Consider the following 21,477-nt stretch of genomic DNA (forward strand, 5'->3'; position numbering starts at 1 on the left):
CAAAAAACTCATGATCCAAGGCGTCAGCCACGGCATGATGACCGAAGGCCTCGTCGCAATCGGCGCCGGCTGGAAACCCACCCCCCTCCCCGAAACCGGCTCCAATCCCCGCTTGACCGGCACCAACGGGGACGACCCGCGCAAAGCATACGCCTCCGCACCAGCAGGGACAGCACGGTGAAAAACAGTACTGACCTCGTCCGTCCCTTTCACCTATCGATCCCCCAAAGTGAGCTCGAGGATCTTCAGTCGCGCCTGGATCGGATTCGGTGGCCCGACCCGGAAACCGTCCTCGACAGCAGCCAAGGACCCCAGCTGGCCAAGATCCGTTCGCTGGTGGAGCACTGGCGCGACCATTACGACTGGCGAGCCTGCGAAAAAATGCTGAATGGACTCGGGCAGTATAAAACCGAGATCGACGGGCTCGACATCCACTTCCTGCACGTGCGCTCACCCGAGCCGGATGCACTCCCCCTTCTGATTACCCACGGGTGGCCGGGCTCTGTCTTAGAGTTTCGGGACGTCATCGGCCCGCTGACGGATCCGGTGGCGCATGGCGGGAAGGCTTCAGACGCCTTCCACTTAGTGATCCCATCTCTTCCCGGGCATGGGTTCTCCGACAAGCCGACGACCACCGGGTGGGGTATCCAGCGCATCGCCGATGCTTGGGTAGTTTTGATGGAGCGGCTCGGATACAGTCGATGGGCGGCCCAGGGTGGGGACCGTGGGGCACAGGTTACCTTGGCTCTCGGCTACATGAATCCGGACCCTCTCGTCGGGATTCACCTCAATCTCGCGATGTTCGCTCCCACGGACGAAGAACTATCCGCTGCCTCGGGCGAGGAAAAGGCGATGCTGGCGGACCTGCAGTACTACATGGATCACATTTCGGGTTATAACAAGGTGCACTGCACACGGCCGGGATCAATCGGTTTCAGTCTTGCAGATTCGCCCGTCGGTCTGGCGGCCTGGATGTACGCGATGTTCCAGGACGTCTCGGACAGTGACGGCAACCCGGAACGCGTGTTCTCGCTCGACGCGATGATCGACGACATAATGCTCTATTGGCTACCTAACACGGGGCCCAGCTCTGCTCGACTCTACTGGGAGGTCGAGCGGGAGTCGCCGTGGATGGTGACACCGGATAACCCGATGCCCACGCCGACAGGAATCAGCATGTTCCCGGGCGAGAAGGCGCGTTTTTCCCGTCGCTGGGCCGAGCCCCGCTTCGCCGAGCTTGTCCACTTCAACGAGTTGCAAAAGGGCGGGCATTTCGCGTCTTGGGAACGGCCGCAAGAGTTCGTCGACGAACTAAGGGCAACCTTCCGCAATACGGCCGTAAAAGGGAGTACCCGGGATGATGCGCAACAGGTACGCGCCGCGGTCGCGGAAATGGCTTGACCGCCAACAGCGTAGGCCGATCCTTGCACCCAGCACTGCCTCGTGCCTCGGCTTTCAACTTAAGGTTGTACGCTCTATTACCCGGGCGAGCTGGCAAGTAAAGGCCTCGGGGGAGCTCGCGCCGAATCCACGGCTGCCCGGCCTACCAGGGCTCTGGTGACCCGTTCCCTCGAAAGCCTGGCGATGTTTTCGCGGCCCGGCGGAAGCGAACCCCGGAAACCCACGAAACGTCTCCTCGCGCGGGCACCCTGCTTACTCCACCTACCGAGCCAACTCTAGAAAAGGCCAACCGATACCTTGTATCGGTTGGCCTTTTCCGTTAAGCGATGCACCTCGTGAAGCTCCGCCCCACGGCTCCCACACTCTGGACGGGGTTAAGCAAGCACAGCGGCGGCTCGAAATCGCTCGGGGCCCTATCGGATGCCTCCGTCCCGGGGGCGCTATGATCCGTTTCTTTGCGTCCCGCCTACAAGCTTGGCTTGAGGCTAGTTAGGCCTAGCAGAATCAAAAAATACGACGGCAGTCCCCGCACCGGCCGGACCTGATATTACGCTTCCCCAAATTGGCGCGTTTTCCTACTGTACTGACGTGGTTTGCACTGCCGCGCGTCCACCCCCCGCTCGTAACGTTAATCACGAACCAAAGGCCGGCACAGAAGCCGGCGCACTGACATCAAAGGAGATACGGTGAGCACCCGCTACGTTCGAGACCGTCCGAAACACCAAGGCCTAAGCAAGCCGGCCCCACGCTAAGAGCGACAAACCATAAGTCCTGCTACTGGGCTCGTGAAGACCCCGACCCAGTAGCTGTCAACATCTCCTGCGCTCCTCCAATTTACCTCGAGGGGCAAGCAAACATTTGCCGGACGACGAAGCCGTGCATCCATTATTGAAAGGAAGAGTCCGATGACTCAAGACGTATTGACCCGCCCCAAGGTAAGGGCATTCGGAGACGATCCGATGACCGTCCGTAGCGCCTTCGCGCAGTTCCCGTCCGGCGTCGCAGTGCTGGCAGCCGAGATCTGCAAGGAAAAGCACGCGCTCGTAGCGTCATCATTCATGGTCGGCGTATCGCTTGAACCATGTCTCGTTGCGGTCGCCGTGCAGAAGTCGTCCGAGACGTGGGAACTGATCAAGGATGCTAACCGGCTCGGAGTTTCCATCTTTGGCAAGGGACAGGGAGACCTCACCCGCAAGCTGGCAAGTAAGGACCGCGCAGCCCGCTTCGAGCAGGTCGCAATCGAGGTTGACCGCGAGGGTGCCGTTTTCATAGAAGACGCAGCACTGTGGCTTGAGTGCTCCATTCACAAGGTCTCTGACGCAGGTGACCACTGGATGGTGCTGCTCGAGGTCGGGAAACTCGGTGTCGGTGAGAACGAGCCTCTCATCTGGCATGGTGCCAAATTCCGCGAGCTCGTCAGCGCCCAGTCCTTCGACGTCAAGTAGCCGACTGGCCGTCTGAACATCCGGGCGACTCCCACCGCGCCTGCTTAGGACGGTGCGGTTGAATCCACAAGAATACGGTCGAAATTACATTATCGACACCCGAGTCCCATAAGGCTTTATCATGACCACCACGAAGTTCTCCCTGACCCTGACCGTCGCCGACCGCGAGAGCATGGACGGCCAACTTGATGCCGCTGTCGCTACCGCAAAAGTTCGAGCGCTGGCAGAGAAGAGCCACGGCATCCTGGTGACACGCAACGGCGTGGACAAGTTCACTGTGGCTTTGAGCGACGATGTCCCGTTCGGCCTGACCCGCGAACACCAAGCGTGGTAAATCCTCTACCCCGAACGGCACAAGAGACTCCGGAAGCGACCAGTTCGAAAAAATAGGCTGACTGTTGACACCGGATCGGCTTACCCCAGTCCCAGCCCGCAGAACCTCCGCAAGGCCGGTAAGCAGAAGGACCTGCCCGACGCCTCTTCCGGAAAGTTTTGCACGCACAACGAATCCATGCTCATCCCGCTAAGCGGTTGCTCGTCTAAAACGGGCGTTCGCTTCTGCACGAACACAAACTTGGGAGACGAATTGACCCTCGACCAGGCAACTCCCCGCGAACACTTCGAATGGGGCCTCCTCACCAACACACTGGTGGAAATCCGCTACAAAGGCCGCGTTGTCAGGCATGGCATAGTCGATGATGCCATGCCGGACTCCTCTGCACTTTGGATAAAAGCAGATGGCATTAATTCGCGCCAGATGTTCGAGGCATGGGTAGGCTACCAGGTCTGGGTTACTCCCCAAGAGCTGTCCGGCGACCTACGGTACCGTATGGCTCCCGATCAGCTCTAGCGGAGCAAGACGCACGGGGTAGCCCTTCAATTACTGCCACACCTTCTTATGGTGCCCAGAGCCGGACGGCAGAGTCGGATTCGTAGGCTTTACCCTGAGGAAAGGACACGAGTTCGAATTGCATTCCCCACGGCGCCAGGAAATAGACCCAACGCTGGCCTTTGCTGGCTCCAGAACTTGACGTCGGTTCCCCAAGTACCTGGATCCCCTGGCCTTTCAGGTAGTCGACAGCTACATCGAGATCCTCGACGTAGAAGGCGAGGTGATGGCCCCCGATGTCGCTGTTGCGGGGCTGTTCCCGCCGTTGATCCGGGGAGGAGTAATTAAAGACCTCAAAATTCGCCCCGTTGAAGCAGCGGTAGAAGCGAATCTCCGCCAGCGTCGACTCCGGGTGGACATTGAGCTTGGTTCTCATCAACTCGGGATCCTGCGGGTAAGGCCCCAGCGAGTAGACATGCTGGCACCCGATGACATTGACGAAGAATTCGTGAGCTTGTTCCATATCGGGCACTGTGAACCCGATATGGTCCGTGCCACGAATCCCCGGCAGCCCACGCCGTTCCTTGAGGGCTATGTCTTGCTGTTCGGCGTCCTGGTTCATGTACTTCTCCAGCAACTATCTAGCGATCGAATATTTCAGGATGATCAAGCAGGGCAATGCGGGTCTTGCGGACATGCATGGCCAGCAATTCCTCCGCAGAGCGGATGTCACGACGGCGGATGGCCGCCAAAAGGAGCCGATGCTCCAAGTGTGTATCTTCGAGTCCCGCGGGACCGATTAGCTGCACGTACGCGCGCCGATAATGCTGAGTGGTGTTCCAGAGCCTTTCGACCATCTCCAGCAACGTTGGCATGCCCGCGTCCTGAAAGCTCAACAGGTGGAATTCACGGTCCAGTTCGACAAAGTCCTCCACCACCTGGCAGTTCTCCATGTCCCTGGCCAGCCGAGTGAGCCGATCCAGGGTTTCCGTGCTGAGGCTGTCGATGGCCTGCCCCAGTGCGAGCGGCTCAATCCGTTCACGGATCAGATAGGTCTCCTGGCACTCCGCCAGGTTCATGGAACTGACCCAGGCCCCGGATGACGCAACCAGAGTCACCAACCCGTGCGACTCAAGAATTCGCAAGGCTTCGCGGATGGGCAGCCTGCTGACGCCGAACTCTTCCGCGATCTGCTCCTGGCGGATCCTCGTGCCGGGCGCGAGGTCGCCGTCGAGAATCCTTTGACTTAGTTCGTCTGCGATGCGCTGGCTTGCAGCGCCCGATTTTTTCAGCAGAACAGCTTGGGTGGACATACATACAGCATACGGACACACGCTGAATGGATCCATTCGTGTGCCAAATGCGGCGACTAAACGCTAAAAGTTCTTGCATTGGATCCAATCACTCACTTATGGTTGGACGAACGCCTAACCCACGCACGTTCGCCCAATGGGAGCCATAGATGTCAACCACAACGCCCTTGACCTACTCGACCGAGTGCACAGAGCTGCGCACAACCCGCGAAGACTGGGACGCAGCAGCTCCCGAGTTGCTCGAATCCATGCTGGTGCAGATGCACACCATCCGGATTTTTGAGGAAGTTATCCTGCAGCTGGCGGCAGAGGGCCTGGTACACGGCCCCGCCCACTCCAGCATCGGCCAGGAGGGAGCAGCGGTGGGATCCATTCTGGCGCTGCGGGGAGCCGACGGCGTCAACGGCACCCACCGCGGCCATCACCAGTTCCTGGCAAAAGGTCTTGCCTATCTGTTCCCGAACGGCATGTCCATCATCGACGGGATAAAGAACGACCAGGTGACGGAATTCATCCGACGGACGATGTCCGAAATTTTGGGTCTCAAGGCCGGCTTCAGCGGCGGCCGGGGCGGGTCAATGCACCTGCAGTGGCTTGAGGCCGGAGCGCTGGGCACCAACGCCATCGTGGGTGGCGGAGTTCCGCTTGCCGCTGGCAATGCCTGGGCCCAGCGGCATGACGCGGAAGTCCACGACGACGGCGGGCAGGCAGGCGGCATGGGGGTCACGGTGACCTATTTCGGCGATGGCGCCTCAAATATCGGGTCCACGCTGGAGACGCTCAATTTGGCTGCTGCATGGCGCCTGCCGCTGTGCTTTTACATCGAAAACAATCTCTACGCCGTCTCGACCCATGTTGCCGACGTAACCGGCGAACCTCGGCTGGCGGCTCGTGGCCCCGGCTTCGGAATCAGGTCCTGGCGTGTGGACGGCATGGATCCCCTCGCTGTCTACCTTGCCCAAAAGGCAGCCGTGGACCACATGCGCGCCGGCAAGGGTGCAACCCTCATCGAAGCGGAAACCTACCGCTTTTTCCACCAGAACGGCCCCTTCCCCGGCAGCGCCTTCGGCTATCGAACCAAGGAGGAGGAAAAGCAGTGGCGTGATCGCGACCCCTTGGCCAAACTGGCCGCGGAGATGACCCGTCGCGGACTGCTCACGGACGAACAATTGAGTGATCTCACCTCGCACATCACCGAGCAAATCACCCGGATTGTGGACGAAATCACGGAAAAGGACCCGGAAAGCGCTAAAGGCGCCCGCCGGATCCGCCCCATCCTTTGGCCGGATCCTGCTGCAGTGGATACCGACATCAGGAGTGAACCGGCATTGACCGGCACAGCGCTCGGCGAAGAAAACGAAGACGGCACCGTGCAGCGCCGCTTCGTGGATGCCATTGCAGATGTACTCGGCCGCCGAATGGACATGGACCCGGGCGTGCTGGTCCTCGGCGAAGATGTGCACCGGCTCAAAGGCGGCACCAACGGCGCTACCCGCGGGCTGAAAGATGCTTATCCCGAGCGGGTCCTGGGCACACCAATCAGCGAAAACGCCTTCGCCGGCCTGGCAGGCGGCCTGTCCATGACAGGCCGCTACAAGCCCGTCGTCGAGTTCATGTACTCGGACTTCCTGTGGGTAGCCGCTGACCAGATTTTCAACCAGATCGGCAAGGCCCGGCATATGTTCGGTGGCCAGTCCTCAATGCCTGTGGTGCTTCGGTCCAAGGTGGCAATGGGAGCCGGCTATGGCTCCCAGCATTCCATGGATCCGGCAGGGATCTTTGCCAACAACCCGGGCTGGCGCATTGTAGCGCCGTCAACGCCCCACGACTACATCGGGCTGATGAACACAGCTTTGGAACTCCAGGACCCCGTGCTCGTCCTTGAACACGTCGACCTCTACGGGACCAAGGGAGGCATTCCCGAAGGGAATCTTGATTACCAGTTGCCTGTCGGCAAAGCTGCCGTGCGGCGGACAGGCGAAGGCGTCACCGTACTGAGCTACCTGAACATGGTGGACGTTTCACTGCAGGCGGCTGAGCAACGCCCGGATCTGGACCCGGAAGTTATTGATCTGCGCTGGCTTGACCGCGCCTCCCTGGACTGGGACACCATCGGCGCCTCAATCCAGAAAACCAACAACGTCCTGATCGTCGAGCAGGGTGCCCGCGGCACCTCATATGGCGGCTGGCTCTCTGACGAGATCCAGCGCAGATTCTTCGACTACCTCGACCAGCCCATCCAACGCGTTACGGGCAAGGAAGCCGCGCCGAGCATCTCGAAAGTCCTTGAGGCCGCCGCCAACGCCGATCTCAACGACGTCCTTGCCGGCTTCGACGAAGTAGCCCGCAACCTCGGCCGTTCCTGAACCCGATCCATCGAAGGACTTTCATCATGGCAACCATCATCACCATGCCGGCCGTCGTCGCAGACGCCACCGAGGCAGCACTCCAGGATTGGCTCGTAAAAATAGGTGACACCATCGCCGCCGGACAGCCTATCGCCGAAATTGAGACTGAAAAGGCCACTGTTGAACTGCAGGCTGAGTTTCCCGGCACTATCGGAAGGCTGTTAATACAGCCGGGAACTTCCGTGGGTGTCGGTGAGCCCATTGCTGTGCTCGTAGAAGCGGGGGAAGACGAAGCGTCCGTAGACAAGCAGATCGCCTCCGCGGGCGGCACCTCCCACAGCCTTGCCGAGCATCCGGTGCCCGAGGACACTGAAGCACCAACAACCCGGCGGGATACGCGGCCTACGGCTCCGGACGCGACCCAGGAGCCGTCCCGCAATGCTCAGGGACGTGACTCGCGCATATTCGGGTCACCCCTGGCTCGAAAGCTTGCAAAAGAACTGGGCGTCGACCTCGCAGCCTTGGCAGGCTCCGGACCCAACGGCAGGATTTTGCGCGGAGATGTTGAAGCTGCCCGCCGGCAGCAGGCAGCCATCCCCGAAACAACTCCCACGCCGGAAGAAACTGTCGTGCTGCCCCCAGCGGAAACGCAGCAGGCGCCAGGCGTGCAGAACTTCCAGGACGAACCTCTCTCGGGCATGCGCAAAGCCATCGCACGGCGGCTTACCGAGTCCAAGACGACAGTTCCCCATTTCTACGTCTCCATCGACGTCGAAATGGACGCGCTCCTGGCTTTGCGCAAGCAAATTAACGAGGGCTCGCTCCCTGCGGGGCACAAGGCAACCGTCAACGATCTTGTCCTCAAAGCCCTGGGAGGTGCGCTCGTGGACGTGCCAGCCGCGAACGCGTCATGGCAAGGTGGCGCCATCCGCCGCTATTCCACGGTGGATGTCTCCGTGGCCATCGCCACCGCTGACGGGCTGTTGACACCGGTAGTTCGCGGCCTGGAAAGCCTCTCCCTCAGCTCCCTGGGCAGAACCATGGGCGACTACAAAGAACGCGCGGGCACCGGGCGGATCCGGCAACAGGAACTCGAGGGCGGATCCTTCAGCCTGACCAACTTGGGGATGTACGGGACGCGCGAGTTCTCCGCGATTCTCAACCCGCCCCAAGCCGGGATCCTGGCCGTGGGGGCGGCCGAGCAACGCCCGGTGGTGCGCGACGGCCAACTGGCAGTTGCCACAGTGATGAGTTGCACCCTCTCCGCGGACCACCGTGTTATCGACGGCGCGGTGGCAGCCCAATTGCTGGCCGCCTTCAAAGCGCGCATTGAGAACCCGCTCAGCATCCTCCTGTAGTCGCATCCCCCACCGAATCCTGTTGCGTAAAGACGCGGCATCCAGCGAAAAGGCTTTATCCATGACTCAATTAACAGCCGAGCAAGGCGAGTTGCCAGGGGACCTGCTGCAGGCATCCCGTAAGTCCGCCGGGCACGTTATTGTTGATACGCTCGCCTCCCACGGCATCAAACGGGCCCATGTGGTGCCGGGTGAGAGCTTCCTGGACGTTCTTGACGGACTCCACGACTCGTCCATCGAAACCATCGTGTGCCGTCATGAAGGTGGCGCCACCTACATGGCCGAGGCTGACGGCAAGATGAACCAGCTGCCCGGCATTGCCATGGTTACCCGTGGACCCGGCGCCGCCAATGCCCATGTTGGCCTGCACACCGCTTGGCAGGACTCCACCCCCATGGTGCTGTTTGTGGGTCTGATCCCCTTCGCCCACCGGGATCGTGAGGCCTTCCAGGAGTTCGACATCAAAGCCTGGTTCGATACAGGCGCCAAACGGGTCATGGTCCTGGATCACGCAGAACGTGCCTCCGAAATTGTCGCTGAAGCCCTCTTCGCGGCCATGAGCGGACGGCCAGGTCCCGTCGTCGTTGGCCTGCCAGAAGACGTTATCCGCCAACAGATCCCTGCCGAACTCCATCCACCCATCCCGGTCGCCACCGGTGGCATGACCACCGTGGACGCGGCCGCCCTGGCCGATGCTTTGGCCGCATCCAGCAAGCCATTGTTCGTCACCGGCGGAAACGACTGGACGCAGGAAGGCGCCGACCAACTCACGCACTGGCTGGAAAAGCACCACATCCCGGCCGCCGCCGAATGGCGCACCGAAGGCACCATCCCCTTTGATTCGCCCTCCTACGTAGGCCCGATCGGCTACGGTCGGCCCCGCCCCACCTACGATCTGCTGGAAGAAACCGACCTGCTGGTCTTTGTGGGCACGGTCCCTGGAGATGTTATTACCGACGGATTCCTCTGCCGCCAGGACTGGACAAAGAAGAACTTCCTCGTCACGATCGACCCGTCCCTCCGCGGCCGCTCCGGACCCGTCTCCTACCAGATCCTGGCCAAACCGGACGTCTTTATCCGCGACTTGGCCAAAATCGACCTTCCAGTCAAAGACGAATGGGTGGACTGGACATCGAAAATGCGCGCCGAGCAGGTTGCCTTCGCCGCTCTCCCCCCGGCGACGCCGTCGGCCGGTCCGGCACGGATGGACACCCTGATGGCCAACCTCGTCCCAGCCCTCCCCCATGACGCCATGGTCACCCTGGGCGCCGGCGAACACACCAACTGGGCGCACCGCTACTTCCCCACCCAGCGCTACGCCTCCATGATCAGCGCCCGCAACGGCTCCATGGGCTACTCCATACCGTCCGCTATCGCCGCATCCCTGGAATACCCCGGCAGGCGCGTAGTGACGATCGCCGGCGACGGCGAGTTCCTCATGAATGGGCAGGAACTGGCCACCGCGGCCCAGTATGGCGCCACTCCCCTGGTCATCGTGATGGACAACCAGGAGTACGGGACCATCCGCACGCATCAAGAGCGGCATTACCCCGAACGGGTTTCGGGCACCCAATTGAAGAACCCGGAATTCGCGCTCATGGCACAGGCCTTTGGGGGTTTCGGGATCAAGGTGGAACGCGACGCCGACATTCCTGCCGCCGTCGCAGCAGCGCTTCACGCGATCGATGAAGACCGAACGTTTGCACTCATCCACTTAGTGGTTGAGCAGAGGGTCAAGGCCTACTAACCCTCCCCCACAGCCAGCCTCGGCCTCTTATTTGAGCCTGTCGAAACCCCTATAACCCTTAAGGACTTCCCTTTATGACTGTCTCCACAATGTCCCCTGCCGTTTCTCCCGAGCAGGAGGCTTCCCTTCTTGCTTCCGTCCCGACCGGCCTGTTGATTGGCGGGCAGTGGCGGGAGGCGTCCGACGGCGGCACGTTCGACGTGCACGACCCCGCCACCGGGGAGGTGCTCGCCACCCTCGCCTCAGCGACCAGCGAGGACGCGGTCGCCGCGTTGGACGCCTCGGACGCCGTGCAGGCGTCCTGGGCACGGACCGCACCCCGGATGCGGGCCGAGATCCTGCGCCGCGCCTTTGACCTGGTCACCGAGCGTGCCGAGGACTTCGCCCTCCTCATGACCCTGGAAATGGGCAAACCCCTGGCCGAAGCCCGAGGCGAAGTCACCTACGGCGCCGAATTCCTGCGCTGGTTCTCCGAAGAAACCGTCCGCGACTACGGCCGCTACCTGACGTCGCCGGAGGGGAAGAACAAGATCCTCGTCCAGCACAAGCCTGTCGGGCCGTGCCTGCTCATCACCCCCTGGAACTTCCCGCTGGCGATGGCCACCCGCAAGGTTGCTCCCGCCGTCGCGGCCGGGTGCACCATGGTCCTCAAGCCCGCCAAACTCACCCCTTTGACGGCGCAGTACTTCGCGCAGACCATGCTCGACGCCGGCCTGCCCGCCGGCGTCCTGAACGTCGTCGCCTCCTCCTCCGCATCCGGGATCTCCGGGCCGCTGTTGAAGGACTCCCGGCTGCGGAAGGTCTCCTTCACCGGCTCCACGCCGGTCGGCAAACGCCTGATGGCCGACGCCGCGCAGAACGTGCTGCGGACTTCCATGGAACTCGGCGGGAACGCACCGTTCATCGTGTTCGAAGACGCCGACCTGGACAAGGCTGTTGAAGGGGCCATGGCGGCCAAGATGCGGAACATGGGCGAGGCCTGCACCGCCGCCAACCGCTTCCTCGTCCACGAAACCGTCGCCGCCGAGTTCACGCAGAAGTTTGCCGCGGCCATGGGCGCCCTGTCCACGGGCCGCGGTACCGAGCCCGCCACCCAAGTGGGCCCGCTCATCGATTCCGGCGCCCGCGACGACGTCCACGCCCTGGTCAGCGCCGCCGTCGACGCCGGAGCGGTGGCCGTCACCGGCGGCGCACCCGTGGACGGCCCCGGCTACTTCTACCAACCCACCGTCCTCGGCGGCGTTCCCAATGATGCCGCGATCCTGGGCCAGGAAATCTTCGGACCCGTCGCCCCCGTCACCACCTTCGCCACCGAGGAAGACGCTATCCGCTTGGCCAACGCCTCCGAATACGGGCTCGCGTCCTACCTGTACAGCCGCGACTTCAACCGGCTCCTGCGGGTGGCCGAGCAGATCGAGTTTGGCATGGTCGGCTTCAACGCCGGCGTCATCTCCAACGCCGCAGCACCCTTCGGCGGCGTCAAGCAATCCGGCCTGGGACGCGAAGGCGGATCAGAGGGCATCGCCGAATACACCACCACCCAATACATCGGCATCGCCGACCCTTACGCCGACTAACAGACATCCGATCAGGCGTTATCGCGCTTGATAGGAGGCGTAGGGCGAATCTGGGGTGAAATGACGGTGGGCTCGCCTGCTGGCCTGTTTCACCCCAGGTTTTGTGTTTTATGTCGTAAGCACGACAGTCGGTGACATGGGAGCCTTACCAGCACTGTTGCCATCGAAAGGAGGCTGTTCTGTCGATCTTCCCAAGCAGTCCTGACACGCCAGGGAAACGACCGCTCGCCGCCCATGGACATTGATGGCGCTCGGCGTTGTGGTGACATGAAGAAGACCTCCGTGCGGAGTGGGGCTTGTCAAGAGTCCAATTCCACGCACGGAGGTCTTCACGTGCCCCTGACGATCTGACTCCTCCCCGTTGCACAGCAACGGGTACGGAACGGCGAATCGTCGCAAGCCGCGTGAGCGGGCGGCAAAAGTGACCTGGCTCGGTTATCACTATCTCCACAGCGCCGTCGATGACCATTCGCGATTGGCCTCCATAGCGATCCTCACCGATGAGACTAAGGAACCGCCGCAGTATTCTGGCAGCATGCCAAAGCTTGATTCGAAACCCAAGGGTCAGACATCGCACTCGTGGTCCATCCGATTGGGAAAGACGAGTCCGCAGACGACCGGCCGCTTCCGCCCGAGAACCTGCACAAGAAATCCCAAGGTCAAAGTTATAACGGCGCTGCAACCCACAACCCAACAAGCAAAAAGAGGGCCTGAGATCCGGTAATCCGGATCTCAGGCCCTCTTCGGATAAGGTCCTTAGCCTGCTTCACGTCCTCGCGGGCTGCGCTGGCTTCGTACTTCGATGCCGCACCCTTGACCGTTAGCCAGCCGTCTGGACCATTTCCTCACGAGGATAGTGGTCGAGCAGTTCTGCGCCGTTGGCAGTGATGACTACGAGGTTTTCGAGACGAACGCCTCCGACGCGGTGCTCTCCTTCGATTCCTTCGATCGCAATCACCATGCCTTCCTTGATTTCCTCAGGGTGATCGAGGGACCAAGCTCGTGTGATTGTGGGTGGGTTGTAGTGAATGGCTCGGGAGCCAGCATTGACCAAGCCGATTCCGTGTCCGAGTTCGATGCTGAAACATTCTGTCTCGTTGGGAAAGCCCAGGTCTTCAGCCGGCGCCAGTACAGAAGCTACGTCTGCAGTGCTCGCTCCCGGCTTCATAAGCGACATCGCCAGGTCCAGGCGGTCCGTCAATTTTGTATAGGAAGAACGCTCAGCAGGAGTCGGAGGCCTGCCAACGATGTACTGGCGGTATAGGCACGCTGTGTACCCCATATAGGAAGTGCCGCAGGTGAGCAGGTAGGCAAGGTCACCGTGTTCAACGATGCGGTCTCCGCCGCTGATGCCGCGCGGGAACGACAACGGTCCGGAGAGCAATCTGGCAGCACCGACCTCCGCGCCCGCATCTTCAATCGCGCGGCGGGCAAGGGTGGCGATCTGGACCTGCTTCACCCCGGGACGCAATGCCGTCCGCGTAGCCTCGAACGCTGCAGTGCTGAGGCTCGCGGCCATCGAAATGCACGCCACTTCGTCAGCAGTTTTGATGGTTGAGCACTCAAGGAGCAGCGGCAGGCCAGGCACAGTTTTAATGCCAGCATTCGCCAGTGCGACCATTCCTGGTTCATCAATCTCGCTCACGGCCAACTGCTCGCCGGCAAGTGAATGAGCAGCGAGTTCATCCCGAATCTGTGCCGCGAACGCAGCGGAAAGTTCCGCGGTGGCCGACTTCGGTGCTACGCCGCCAAGCCATGAAATCGCTGGGCGCCATTGGGAGATCCAAGGAGCCTGGTCGGGCATCTGCTGTAGCGAACCGGCAGGCGCAAAAACGACAGTTTCGTCGTCGGCGAAGAAGAGTGCATAGCCAACCTGGAGGCTGAACTCTCCCCACCAAAAGCCTGTCAGGTAGCGAACATTGTCTGCTCCAGTGAGAAGGAGTGCCGCGATCCCCTTCTCGCGCATAAGTTCCCGCATTCGTTCGGCTCGTTCCCGGCGCATTCGATCGATGTCCACGCCGACGTGAAGCTCAGTACGCGTTGGGCCGAAGTGCAGTTTTTGGTGGTTTGCAGGATGCATCGCTTGCCTTTCATAAATGAATTCGCAGGGTTGGCATGCGTTGATCGGAAGCCGCGGACAAAGCTATTTCGCGACCCCTGCCGGCGACCCACGGCGTTGGGACGGTCGCCGGCTTCTTCAACACAATCGCAGGGCTCCCTGCCAACACCTTGGTTTAGATATAACGCTATGAGCGGGAGGTGTCCGCCCGACATGGTGACTTGCGCCATTCACACAAGAATGCGCGTCAATTCTGAAGTCCCGTCAGAGCAATGACCGTCACGAACGGGCTTCCCTTGCGGCTGTCACCCAGGCGGGGTCCCGGCGCTCCACGAAAGCAAGAGCTCCCTCCCGGGCTTCGGCGCCGCTGCGCAGTGGGGCGACGATGTTTTCCTGGTCAGCGAAGCGAAGCTCGGTCATTGCGTAACGGGACTCAGCGATGATTCGCTTGGCAGTTCGCGTTGCGACCGGGCCGCTGAGCTGGATTTTTCCCGCGAGCTCGAGCGCAGCATCAAGCGCCCCGCCAGGCTCTGCCAAACGATTGACCAAACCGAGCTCAGCCAGGCGCGTCGCTGTAATCGGTTCCCCCAGCAGAGCCAACTCCATGGCCAGGTGGTAGGGAATGCGATCCGGCAACCGGAGAAGTCCACCGCCTGCTGCGATAAGCCCCCGCTTTGCCTCGGGCAATGCAAACAAGGCATTAGAACCTGCGACGATGAGGTCACACGCGAGGGCAAGCTCAAAGCCGCCAGCGTAGGCATAGCCCTCCACGGCAGCAATTACCGGCTTTACCGGTGGTCGGCGGGTGATGCCTCCGAAGCCCCGTCCTTCCAATACCGGAAATTCACCTCTGGAAACAGAGCCGAGATCAGCTCCGGCCGAGAAGTACCCGCCGGCCCCGGTCAAAACTGCAACACTCAAGGAGTCGTCGGCATCAAAGGCATCAAATGCCGCTGCGAGAGCGAGAGCTGTAGGACGATCAATCGCGTTCCGTTTTTGCGGACGTACGATAGTCACCACTCGGATCCCTCCGGAGTCACTAACCCGCACACTTGGCTCATCTGTGCTGTTACCAGCCTCTACACCGGGCTGCGTCTGTTGCATGAGTTCAACCTTCTGGTATGTCTAAAGGGGTTGCACGAACTAAATCATCTTCGCGGCAACGGATTTCAAATGGTGAATGTTGCTATCGTGATATGATCACCCATTATGACTTCAGGTCTTCACGCGGTCAACCCGTGACCGTAGGGAGCACTTATTACCCATTGAAGGGAAACGCCTCTTGAAACCCGCACAACGACTCCGAGAACTCCTTGCCAGCCCTGGAATGGTCATCGCGCCCGGGGCATACGACGCCCTATCAGCGAAGTTGGTGGAACAGGCTGGTTTCGACGTCGTCTTGATAGCTGGCGGCACGTACTCCAACTTTCACTTCGGAATTCCGGATAATGGATTCATCACCCAAGATGAGTTAATCGAGGCTGGTAGACGTATTACGGCAGTGACGGACCTCCCCCTCATCCTCGACTTCGATGACGCAGGAGGGTCACCGCTGCAGGCTTTTCGGGGAGTCCAACTGGCAGAGCAAGCAGGCGTCGCTGCCCTGCTGGTCGAAGACATGATCCCGGCGACCAAACATTTTTGGACTCCTAAAGACGGCGGCGACCGATGGAAACCCCAGCTGAAGCTCCGCAGCGTCGAGGAAATGAGCAATATCATACGCGCGTGCGCCGAAGCACGGACCTCTCCCGACACTGTGATCGTCGCCCGCTCCGACGCCGCTCGTTTCGGCTTCGACGATCTGGCTGAACGCATGGCTGCATACTCAGCAGCTGGCGCTGACATGCTCTACCCGTGCGGTTTTCCGCTCCTCGAGCTCCCTAAACTCACTGAAGTCGTCGCGGGACAGTACATGATGGTTACGGTTAAGAACCCGACCCTTGAAGAGCGACAGGAACTTGAAGCGGCGGGGGTGAAGATACTGCTTGTCATCAACACCATCAACGGAGCAGTGGCAGGATTCCGCGACAACCTGTCCCGCCTGACGCGAGGAGAATTGCTCGAGGGTGAGGCAACAGGCGGTGCATACACACCCATCATGGAGGCAATCGATGCCGCAGAATGGGCACGCAGGGCCCGTCACTACGGATACTCCTGACAGCCTCCGCTCCACCGTTCCAGGCTCGTTTCGTCCCCGACCAGAGTTGGTTCGCCCGAGAAGCGCATACCCAACGTTTCTCTAGACTTTCTGCATGGGGCTGCGCGTCCGCAGCTCCATGCAGAAACGCCTGATTCTCCCTTCCCCGCCATGCCACAGTCGTCGATGACCCTCGACTCGGGCATGGCTTATTTTTGACGGGAAGCAGGAGCCTGAGCTCCGCCTGTGGAGTGGTTGCCAGTAACCGCACCAGCCCTCATGGATGGTGCGGTTTAAGGGTTCTGTTTGCAACGTGGACGTAGTCAATGCCCGCGTTTTTGCCTGAGGGGCTGTGGTTTGCCGGCTCTGGGCCGGTTCGGCCCGCCATCCGGGGTCCTGCGGGCGAACGGACAGCCGCTCAGGACGCGTTCGACGGGGAATACGCCTATCAGACGATTCGCAATGCTCGACTGAGTGCGGCACAAGGAGCGCCTGGTTCCGCGCCTGACCTGAGTCCAGGCGACGAAGAGAAGCACTCCCCCGCATGGACCAACGCCCCCACTATGCGGATTGCATAGTGGGGGCGTCCAGTATGGAGCTGTCAATCAAATCGTCACGGCGCGGCCCGTGTAAGCGAGCAAGGCCTGATCGGCAGCGCTAGGGTCACTGTTAGTAAGGCGGGCGAGAACGTGCCCATCTGGTCGCACAAGTACTGCCTCATCATCGTTCACACTGTAGGCGTCAGCCCATGCAGCTTCCGCGTCAATATAGTCTCCCGCCGGCCCGAACGAGATCGATTGGTAGGGAATGTGGAGATCGCTGGCAGACTGGGCGGCCTGCTTTGCCGCTGGCGAACCGTGACGCGCCAGAATAACGAGCTCTCGCCCAAAAAGATCAAGGGTGGACCTCGTGCCTTCAGCGTCAAGCCATACGTGCGGGGCGCGCTCCCCGACCGCAGCCGTAGGAACGAACTCGCCCACAGGCCAGCTCGAATCCACTGATGAGACTCCGGCTACCGCTCCATGGTCGTAGCGGAACCCTATGTCCAGTCCTGGGTGTACGAAGTTCTCCTGCCGGAATGAACGTGGACCTGTGCCGGAATTTCCCACAATCGAGCGAAAATTGCGGACGGCTTCTGCATTATTGAACTCTGCAACAGGGCGCCGCTCCGCGTCGTAGGTGGCCAGAAGAGCGGGATCAGCCCACCCCTCAAGGACAGCCGACAGCTTCCATGCGAGATTGTGAACATCTTGGATACCGGTGTTTTGGTTGAACCCACCGTAGGGCGGCATTACGTGAACCGCATCTCCTGCGAGGAGGATTCGACCGCGGCTGTAGTGGTCGGCGACCCATGCACCCACCGTCCAGGTCCGGGCATCGATCAGCTCAACGGATTCATCGGGATCACCGATGGCGCTACGCACCTGGGCCGTCCAATCGATGTCCTCGAACGGCAGCCTGTCCATAACCAACGGCCGCCCCAACATGGCCACCCTGTCCTCCGCGTCAACGGGAGCGATAACTACCGCTCCGACTGTGTCCGGATTGTCGATGTACAGGAAGCTCGCCGGGTCGCCCGTGCGCTTCCTGATAACAGGTGAACGGAATAATACGCTGACGGCGGTCTGAAGGTTTTGTTCGCCAGTCGTCCTGATACCCAGAGCCTCACGCACTTGACTCGAGGCACCGTCAGCCGCAATCACGTACTTCGCACGAACCTCCTCCTGGCCTTCGTCGTTAGTGATCGACACGACTACTTCTTTCCCGACGTCCTGAACGGACGACACGGATTTGCCAAGCTCAATTGCGACCGTGTCTTCAGCTTCGGCTGCCTCAACAAGGATCGGCTCGAGCACGTCCTGTGAGCAGAGCACAACCTGCAGAGACTCAGGGCCGAGACTGGTGTCCGCCGGCGAATCCTCGCCCCCTCCGCTTGTGACCTCGGAGCGCCAAGGCGATACAGCATCCTTCCCCAGAAGACGCCGTGGTCCACTGGGAAGAGCACCGGCACGCACGCTTTCCGTTAGGCCAAGACCGCGAAACACTTCCATTGTCCGGCAGGTGACCGCCCGGGACCTCGGGTGGCGCGACCGCCCCCTGCGTCGCTCGACAACGAGCGTGTTAACACCAAACCGCCCCAAAAGAATTGCAGCTGATAGCCCGACCGGACCGGCCCCGACAATCAACACATCCACGCTACGCATGGATGCATCGCTCCCCGCGCTCACCGATTCACCCCGACATACCTGGAGTTCCCAGGAAAAACGACGCGAAACCCGCGTCCACCGTCACTATCGAGAACGTGCGCGCTCTCATGAATTCCAGCACTACTCACCGAATATGCTCCTTTGCATTCCTTTAGCCCTACAAGAATCGCGTAGTACGATAGTAGCATTCACCACTCGATAGTTACCTACGCGATCTTTAGCTATGTTCAGCAAGGTCTGTCGCCGACGAGAATCGACGCCGGCACATCCCCGGCTCATGTCATGAGTGTTCGACATCCCGGTATTGAATTTTCCAACTTAAGGCCCACCGCCGCCAGCATTCTGAGGAGAGAAATGAACCGCACAGAAGACGTAGTTGTTGTTGGCGCCGCCCGTACCCCGCAGGGACGGCTGATGGGTCAGCTCGCTCCGCTCTCCGCGCCGGAGCTCGGTGGTGCAGCAATTGCAGCTGCGCTCGAACGGGCAGGCATCGACGGCGGTAGGATCGATGCAGTCATCATGGGGCAAGTGCTCCAGGCGGGGGCGGGCCAAAACCCAGCCCGACAGGCGGCCGTAACCGGGGGGATATCCCTCCGCGCCCACGCCGTAACTGTCAACAAGGTTTGCCTTTCCGGGCTAAGCGCCATCATCGAAGGCAGCCGGTTGCTCAAATTGGGGGAAGCAACCGTGGTGGTCGCAGGTGGGCAAGAATCCATGAGTAACGCACCACACTTGTTGGCGGGTTCGCGCTCAGGCTTTGTCTACGGGAAAGCAGTTCTTACCGATGCGGCCGCACACGACGGCCTGATTGACGCCTTTGACCATCAAACCATGGGACTGAACACGGACCATGCCAACGAAAAGTTGGGCATTGCCCGCGCAGGGCAGGACAAAGTCGCTGCGGACTCGCACCGGCGAGCGGCCGCTGCCCAGGACGCCGGGATTTTTGACAAGGAGGTAACGTCAATCAAAGTGCCGGATCGCCGTGGAACGACGCACCTGGTTAGGCGCGATGAGGGGATTCGCCCGGACAGCAATGAAGAGGCACTTGGCAAGCTCAAACCCGCTTTCTCCGTTTCTGGGACCGTCACTGCCGGCAATGCATCACCTCTTACCGACGGTGCGGCAGCTGTCGTCCTGACAACGCGAAGCTACGCCGAGAAGCACTCGCTGGATATCCTTGCGGTTTTGGGAGCTCATGGCCAGACTGCCGGGCCCGACACTTCTCTGCCTGACAGGCCCGCCGACGCCATCGAAGAGGCGTTGAATAAGGCCGGGTGGAGTGTGAAGGATCTGGACTTCCTGGAAATCAACGAGGCTTTCGCATCGGTGTCTCTTCACTCCGCCGCAAGGCTGGCAATCGGAATGGACAGGGTCAATGTCAACGGCGGAGCCATCGCTCTGGGTCACCCCATTGGTGCTTCCGGTGCACGTCTTGTCGTATCGGCCATACACGAACTGGGGCGCCGCGGAGCCGGCAAGGCTGGTGTAGCACTCTGCGGGGGCGGCGGCCAAGGGGAGGCGCTACTGCTGTCCCTCTAACCGTCGACGGTGGCTCCCCTAACCCCTTAACGGCCCCGCGTCTTCACTGCTACACAAGTTCTGTCTATCTGAGGAGTTTCTGATGGCGTCCCAGGACACGTCTCGTGCGACGGAAGTTGGTCCACCGCCGCCGTTTGACCCGGAGCTTGCCGCAGTGCTGGCCGTAATCCACCAGTCCGTCCCTCCGAATGCATTCCGCTCCGACAACATCAGTGAAGCCAGGGCCCGCGAGTTGGCGAACGAGGGTGGGCTGTCTAACGAAGCCCTCAGCCGCGAAGGTGCTTTCCATGTTGAGGAGCGGTTCGCGCCCGGCCCCGAAGGAGCTCCGGACATACCATTACTGATCTGCAGGCCCAATGGAACGGTAGCGCCAACGGGTGCAATCTATTATCTGCACGGCGGCGGAATGATACTCGGCAACAACAGGACGGGAATCACGCTCATGCTGGACATCGCTGAACAGTTACAGCTGGCTGTTATCTCTGCGGGGTATCGGCTGGCGCCGGAGCATCCCCACCCCGGTCCTTTAGCCGACTGCTATGCAGGCCTGGTTTGGACTGCAGAACATGCCCACGAGCTCAACGTCGCGCCCGAACGCATCGTCATTGCCGGCGGAAGTGCTGGCGCCGGGCTGGCGGCCGGGGTTACCCTCATGGCACGTGACCACTCCGGGCCCAAGCTGATAGGGCAGTTTTTGCGGTGTCCGATGCTCGATGATCGCAACGACACTCCTTCGGCGCATCAAATGGCCGGTAAAGGATTCTGGGATCAGAGTTCGAATGAGACCGGCTGGACGGCCGTTCTTGGGGAATCCAAGGGCTGCCGTGATGTGCCACCTTACGCGGCGCCGGCCCGGGCAACTGATTTGTCGTCCCTACCTCCGACATTCATCGACGTGGGCTCAGCAGAGACATTCCGCGATGAAGCAGTGGCATATGCCAGCGCGATATGGCTTGCGGGAGGAATTGCTGAACTCCACGTTTGGCCAGGCGGCTTCCACGGCTTCGATACCATGGCTCCCAATGCTGCCGTATCGAGATCGGCTCGCATGGCGCAAATGAACTGGTTCCGGCGGCTGTTCGAAAGATAGCCTGCCCTCAGAACCGAACAAGAGAAGGCGGGTTCACGGCAGGGACCCAGGGGGCCGTATCGAGACCGCCGCCCTCCCCGCCTGTCATTCGTCTGGAGGTGCAGAACTGCTATAAACGGCCCTGGGCGCCGGTGAGGTGCACTCTTGTTGTGGTTGCTCCACCGAACACTTCCGGCCCCCGCACCACTGCTTCGGCGCCGCCGTCAATGAATACCAACTGCCCCGTGATGTGGGTGTTCTCCTCCCCCGTCAACCACGCCAACAACCTCGCTACGTCCACCGGCTCCGCCGGACCATGCAAACGGATCGGCACCCCGGCCAGGAGACCGGCCCTGCCCTCCTCGGTAGCCAGGTACGGCGCCGTCATGGGGGTAACGATGACGCCCGGGGCCACGCCGTTGAGCGGGATGCCCGCCCCTGCCCA

At 61.0% G+C, this 21,477-nt stretch carries 18 protein-coding genes and 1 pseudogene; 13 read left to right on the forward strand and 6 right to left on the reverse strand.

Annotated features, from left to right (window positions below):
* From B5520_RS22875 to B5520_RS21755, 5 genes are all read left to right on the forward strand, one after another.
* A partial coding sequence (locus B5520_RS22875; protein WP_217700364.1) for a hypothetical protein occupies nt 1–181 on the forward strand: 181 nt, incomplete at its 5' end.
* Nucleotides 178–1,401 carry an epoxide hydrolase family protein gene (locus tag B5520_RS21740; protein ID WP_079599144.1) on the forward strand — a complete coding sequence of 408 codons (1,224 nt, stop codon included), beginning with the start codon at nt 178–180 and terminating at the stop codon, nt 1,399–1,401. The genes B5520_RS22875 and B5520_RS21740, both read left to right, overlap by 4 nt.
* A gap of 905 nt (nt 1,402–2,306) precedes the next feature.
* Nucleotides 2,307–2,846, forward strand: coding sequence for a flavin reductase family protein (locus tag B5520_RS21745; RefSeq protein WP_079599145.1), 540 nt, complete (start codon nt 2,307–2,309; stop codon nt 2,844–2,846).
* Nucleotides 2,847–2,967: 121 nt separating this feature from the next.
* Complete coding sequence (locus B5520_RS21750; protein ID WP_079599146.1) at nt 2,968–3,180, forward strand: hypothetical protein; 213 nt, start codon at nt 2,968–2,970, stop codon at nt 3,178–3,180.
* Between the two features lie 252 nt (nt 3,181–3,432).
* The gene (locus B5520_RS21755) at nt 3,433–3,696 is read left to right on the forward strand and encodes a hypothetical protein (RefSeq protein WP_254865671.1); all 264 of its coding nucleotides are present in this window, start codon (nt 3,433–3,435) and stop codon (nt 3,694–3,696) included.
* Between the two features lie 46 nt (nt 3,697–3,742).
* Here B5520_RS21755 and B5520_RS21760 read toward each other — a convergent pair whose 3' ends face one another.
* A complete protein-coding gene (locus B5520_RS21760; protein ID WP_079599147.1) occupies nt 3,743–4,297 on the reverse strand; it encodes a VOC family protein in 555 nt (184 codons plus the stop codon).
* A 19-nt stretch (nt 4,298–4,316) separates the two neighbouring features.
* A complete protein-coding gene (locus B5520_RS21765) occupies nt 4,317–4,988 on the reverse strand; it encodes a GntR family transcriptional regulator (RefSeq protein ID WP_104443667.1) in 672 nt (223 codons plus the stop codon).
* 149 nt (nt 4,989–5,137) lie between these two features.
* On the opposite strand from B5520_RS21765, the gene B5520_RS21770 reads away from it, so the two are divergent.
* From B5520_RS21770 to B5520_RS22625, 5 genes and pseudogenes are all read left to right on the forward strand, one after another.
* Nucleotides 5,138–7,354, forward strand: a complete 2,217-nt coding sequence (locus B5520_RS21770; RefSeq protein WP_079599149.1) for an alpha-ketoacid dehydrogenase subunit alpha/beta — start codon at nt 5,138–5,140, stop codon at nt 7,352–7,354.
* Between the two features lie 26 nt (nt 7,355–7,380).
* Entirely contained in the window at nt 7,381–8,694 is a 1,314-nt protein-coding gene (locus B5520_RS21775) for a dihydrolipoamide acetyltransferase family protein (protein WP_079599150.1), read from the forward strand.
* Nucleotides 8,695–8,755: 61 nt separating this feature from the next.
* Complete coding sequence (locus B5520_RS21780) at nt 8,756–10,441, forward strand: thiamine pyrophosphate-dependent enzyme (protein ID WP_079599151.1); 1,686 nt, start codon at nt 8,756–8,758, stop codon at nt 10,439–10,441.
* Between the two features lie 74 nt (nt 10,442–10,515).
* Nucleotides 10,516–12,018 (forward strand): NAD-dependent succinate-semialdehyde dehydrogenase, encoded by a 1,503-nt coding sequence (locus B5520_RS21785; protein WP_079599152.1) that lies wholly within the window; start codon nt 10,516–10,518, stop codon nt 12,016–12,018.
* Nucleotides 12,019–12,451: 433 nt separating this feature from the next.
* Nucleotides 12,452–12,549: pseudogene (locus B5520_RS22625) on the forward strand (IS481 family transposase); the annotation flags it as partial.
* Nucleotides 12,550–12,838: 289 nt separating this feature from the next.
* On the opposite strand, the gene B5520_RS21790 reads toward B5520_RS22625, so the two are convergent.
* The gene (locus tag B5520_RS21790; protein ID WP_079599153.1) at nt 12,839–14,098 is read right to left on the reverse strand and encodes a M24 family metallopeptidase; all 1,260 of its coding nucleotides are present in this window, start codon (nt 14,096–14,098) and stop codon (nt 12,839–12,841) included.
* Nucleotides 14,099–14,356: 258 nt separating this feature from the next.
* Complete coding sequence (locus B5520_RS21795; protein WP_079599154.1) at nt 14,357–15,181, reverse strand: crotonase/enoyl-CoA hydratase family protein; 825 nt, start codon at nt 15,179–15,181, stop codon at nt 14,357–14,359.
* Nucleotides 15,182–15,359: 178 nt separating this feature from the next.
* Here B5520_RS21795 and B5520_RS21800 point away from each other — a divergent pair, with 178 nt between their 5' ends.
* Nucleotides 15,360–16,235 (forward strand): isocitrate lyase/PEP mutase family protein, encoded by an 876-nt coding sequence (locus tag B5520_RS21800; RefSeq protein WP_139386294.1) that lies wholly within the window; start codon nt 15,360–15,362, stop codon nt 16,233–16,235.
* Nucleotides 16,236–16,819: 584 nt separating this feature from the next.
* Here the strand turns inward: B5520_RS21800 and B5520_RS21805 are convergent.
* Nucleotides 16,820–18,418 (reverse strand): FAD-dependent monooxygenase, encoded by a 1,599-nt coding sequence (locus B5520_RS21805; RefSeq protein ID WP_079599156.1) that lies wholly within the window; start codon nt 18,416–18,418, stop codon nt 16,820–16,822.
* 357 nt (nt 18,419–18,775) lie between these two features.
* Here B5520_RS21805 and B5520_RS21810 point away from each other — a divergent pair, with 357 nt between their 5' ends.
* The gene (locus B5520_RS21810; RefSeq protein ID WP_079599157.1) at nt 18,776–19,963 is read left to right on the forward strand and encodes an acetyl-CoA C-acyltransferase; all 1,188 of its coding nucleotides are present in this window, start codon (nt 18,776–18,778) and stop codon (nt 19,961–19,963) included.
* A gap of 82 nt (nt 19,964–20,045) precedes the next feature.
* Entirely contained in the window at nt 20,046–21,053 is a 1,008-nt protein-coding gene (locus B5520_RS21815) for an alpha/beta hydrolase (RefSeq protein WP_079599158.1), read from the forward strand.
* A gap of 109 nt (nt 21,054–21,162) precedes the next feature.
* Here the strand turns inward: B5520_RS21815 and B5520_RS21820 are convergent.
* Nucleotides 21,163–21,477: SDR family oxidoreductase (locus B5520_RS21820; RefSeq protein ID WP_139386295.1), on the reverse strand; the 315-nt coding region annotated here is incomplete at its 5' end.

Origin of the sequence: Arthrobacter sp. P2b (genome assembly GCF_900168295.1) — a bacterium.
Lineage (GTDB): Bacteria > Actinomycetota > Actinomycetes > Actinomycetales > Micrococcaceae > Arthrobacter.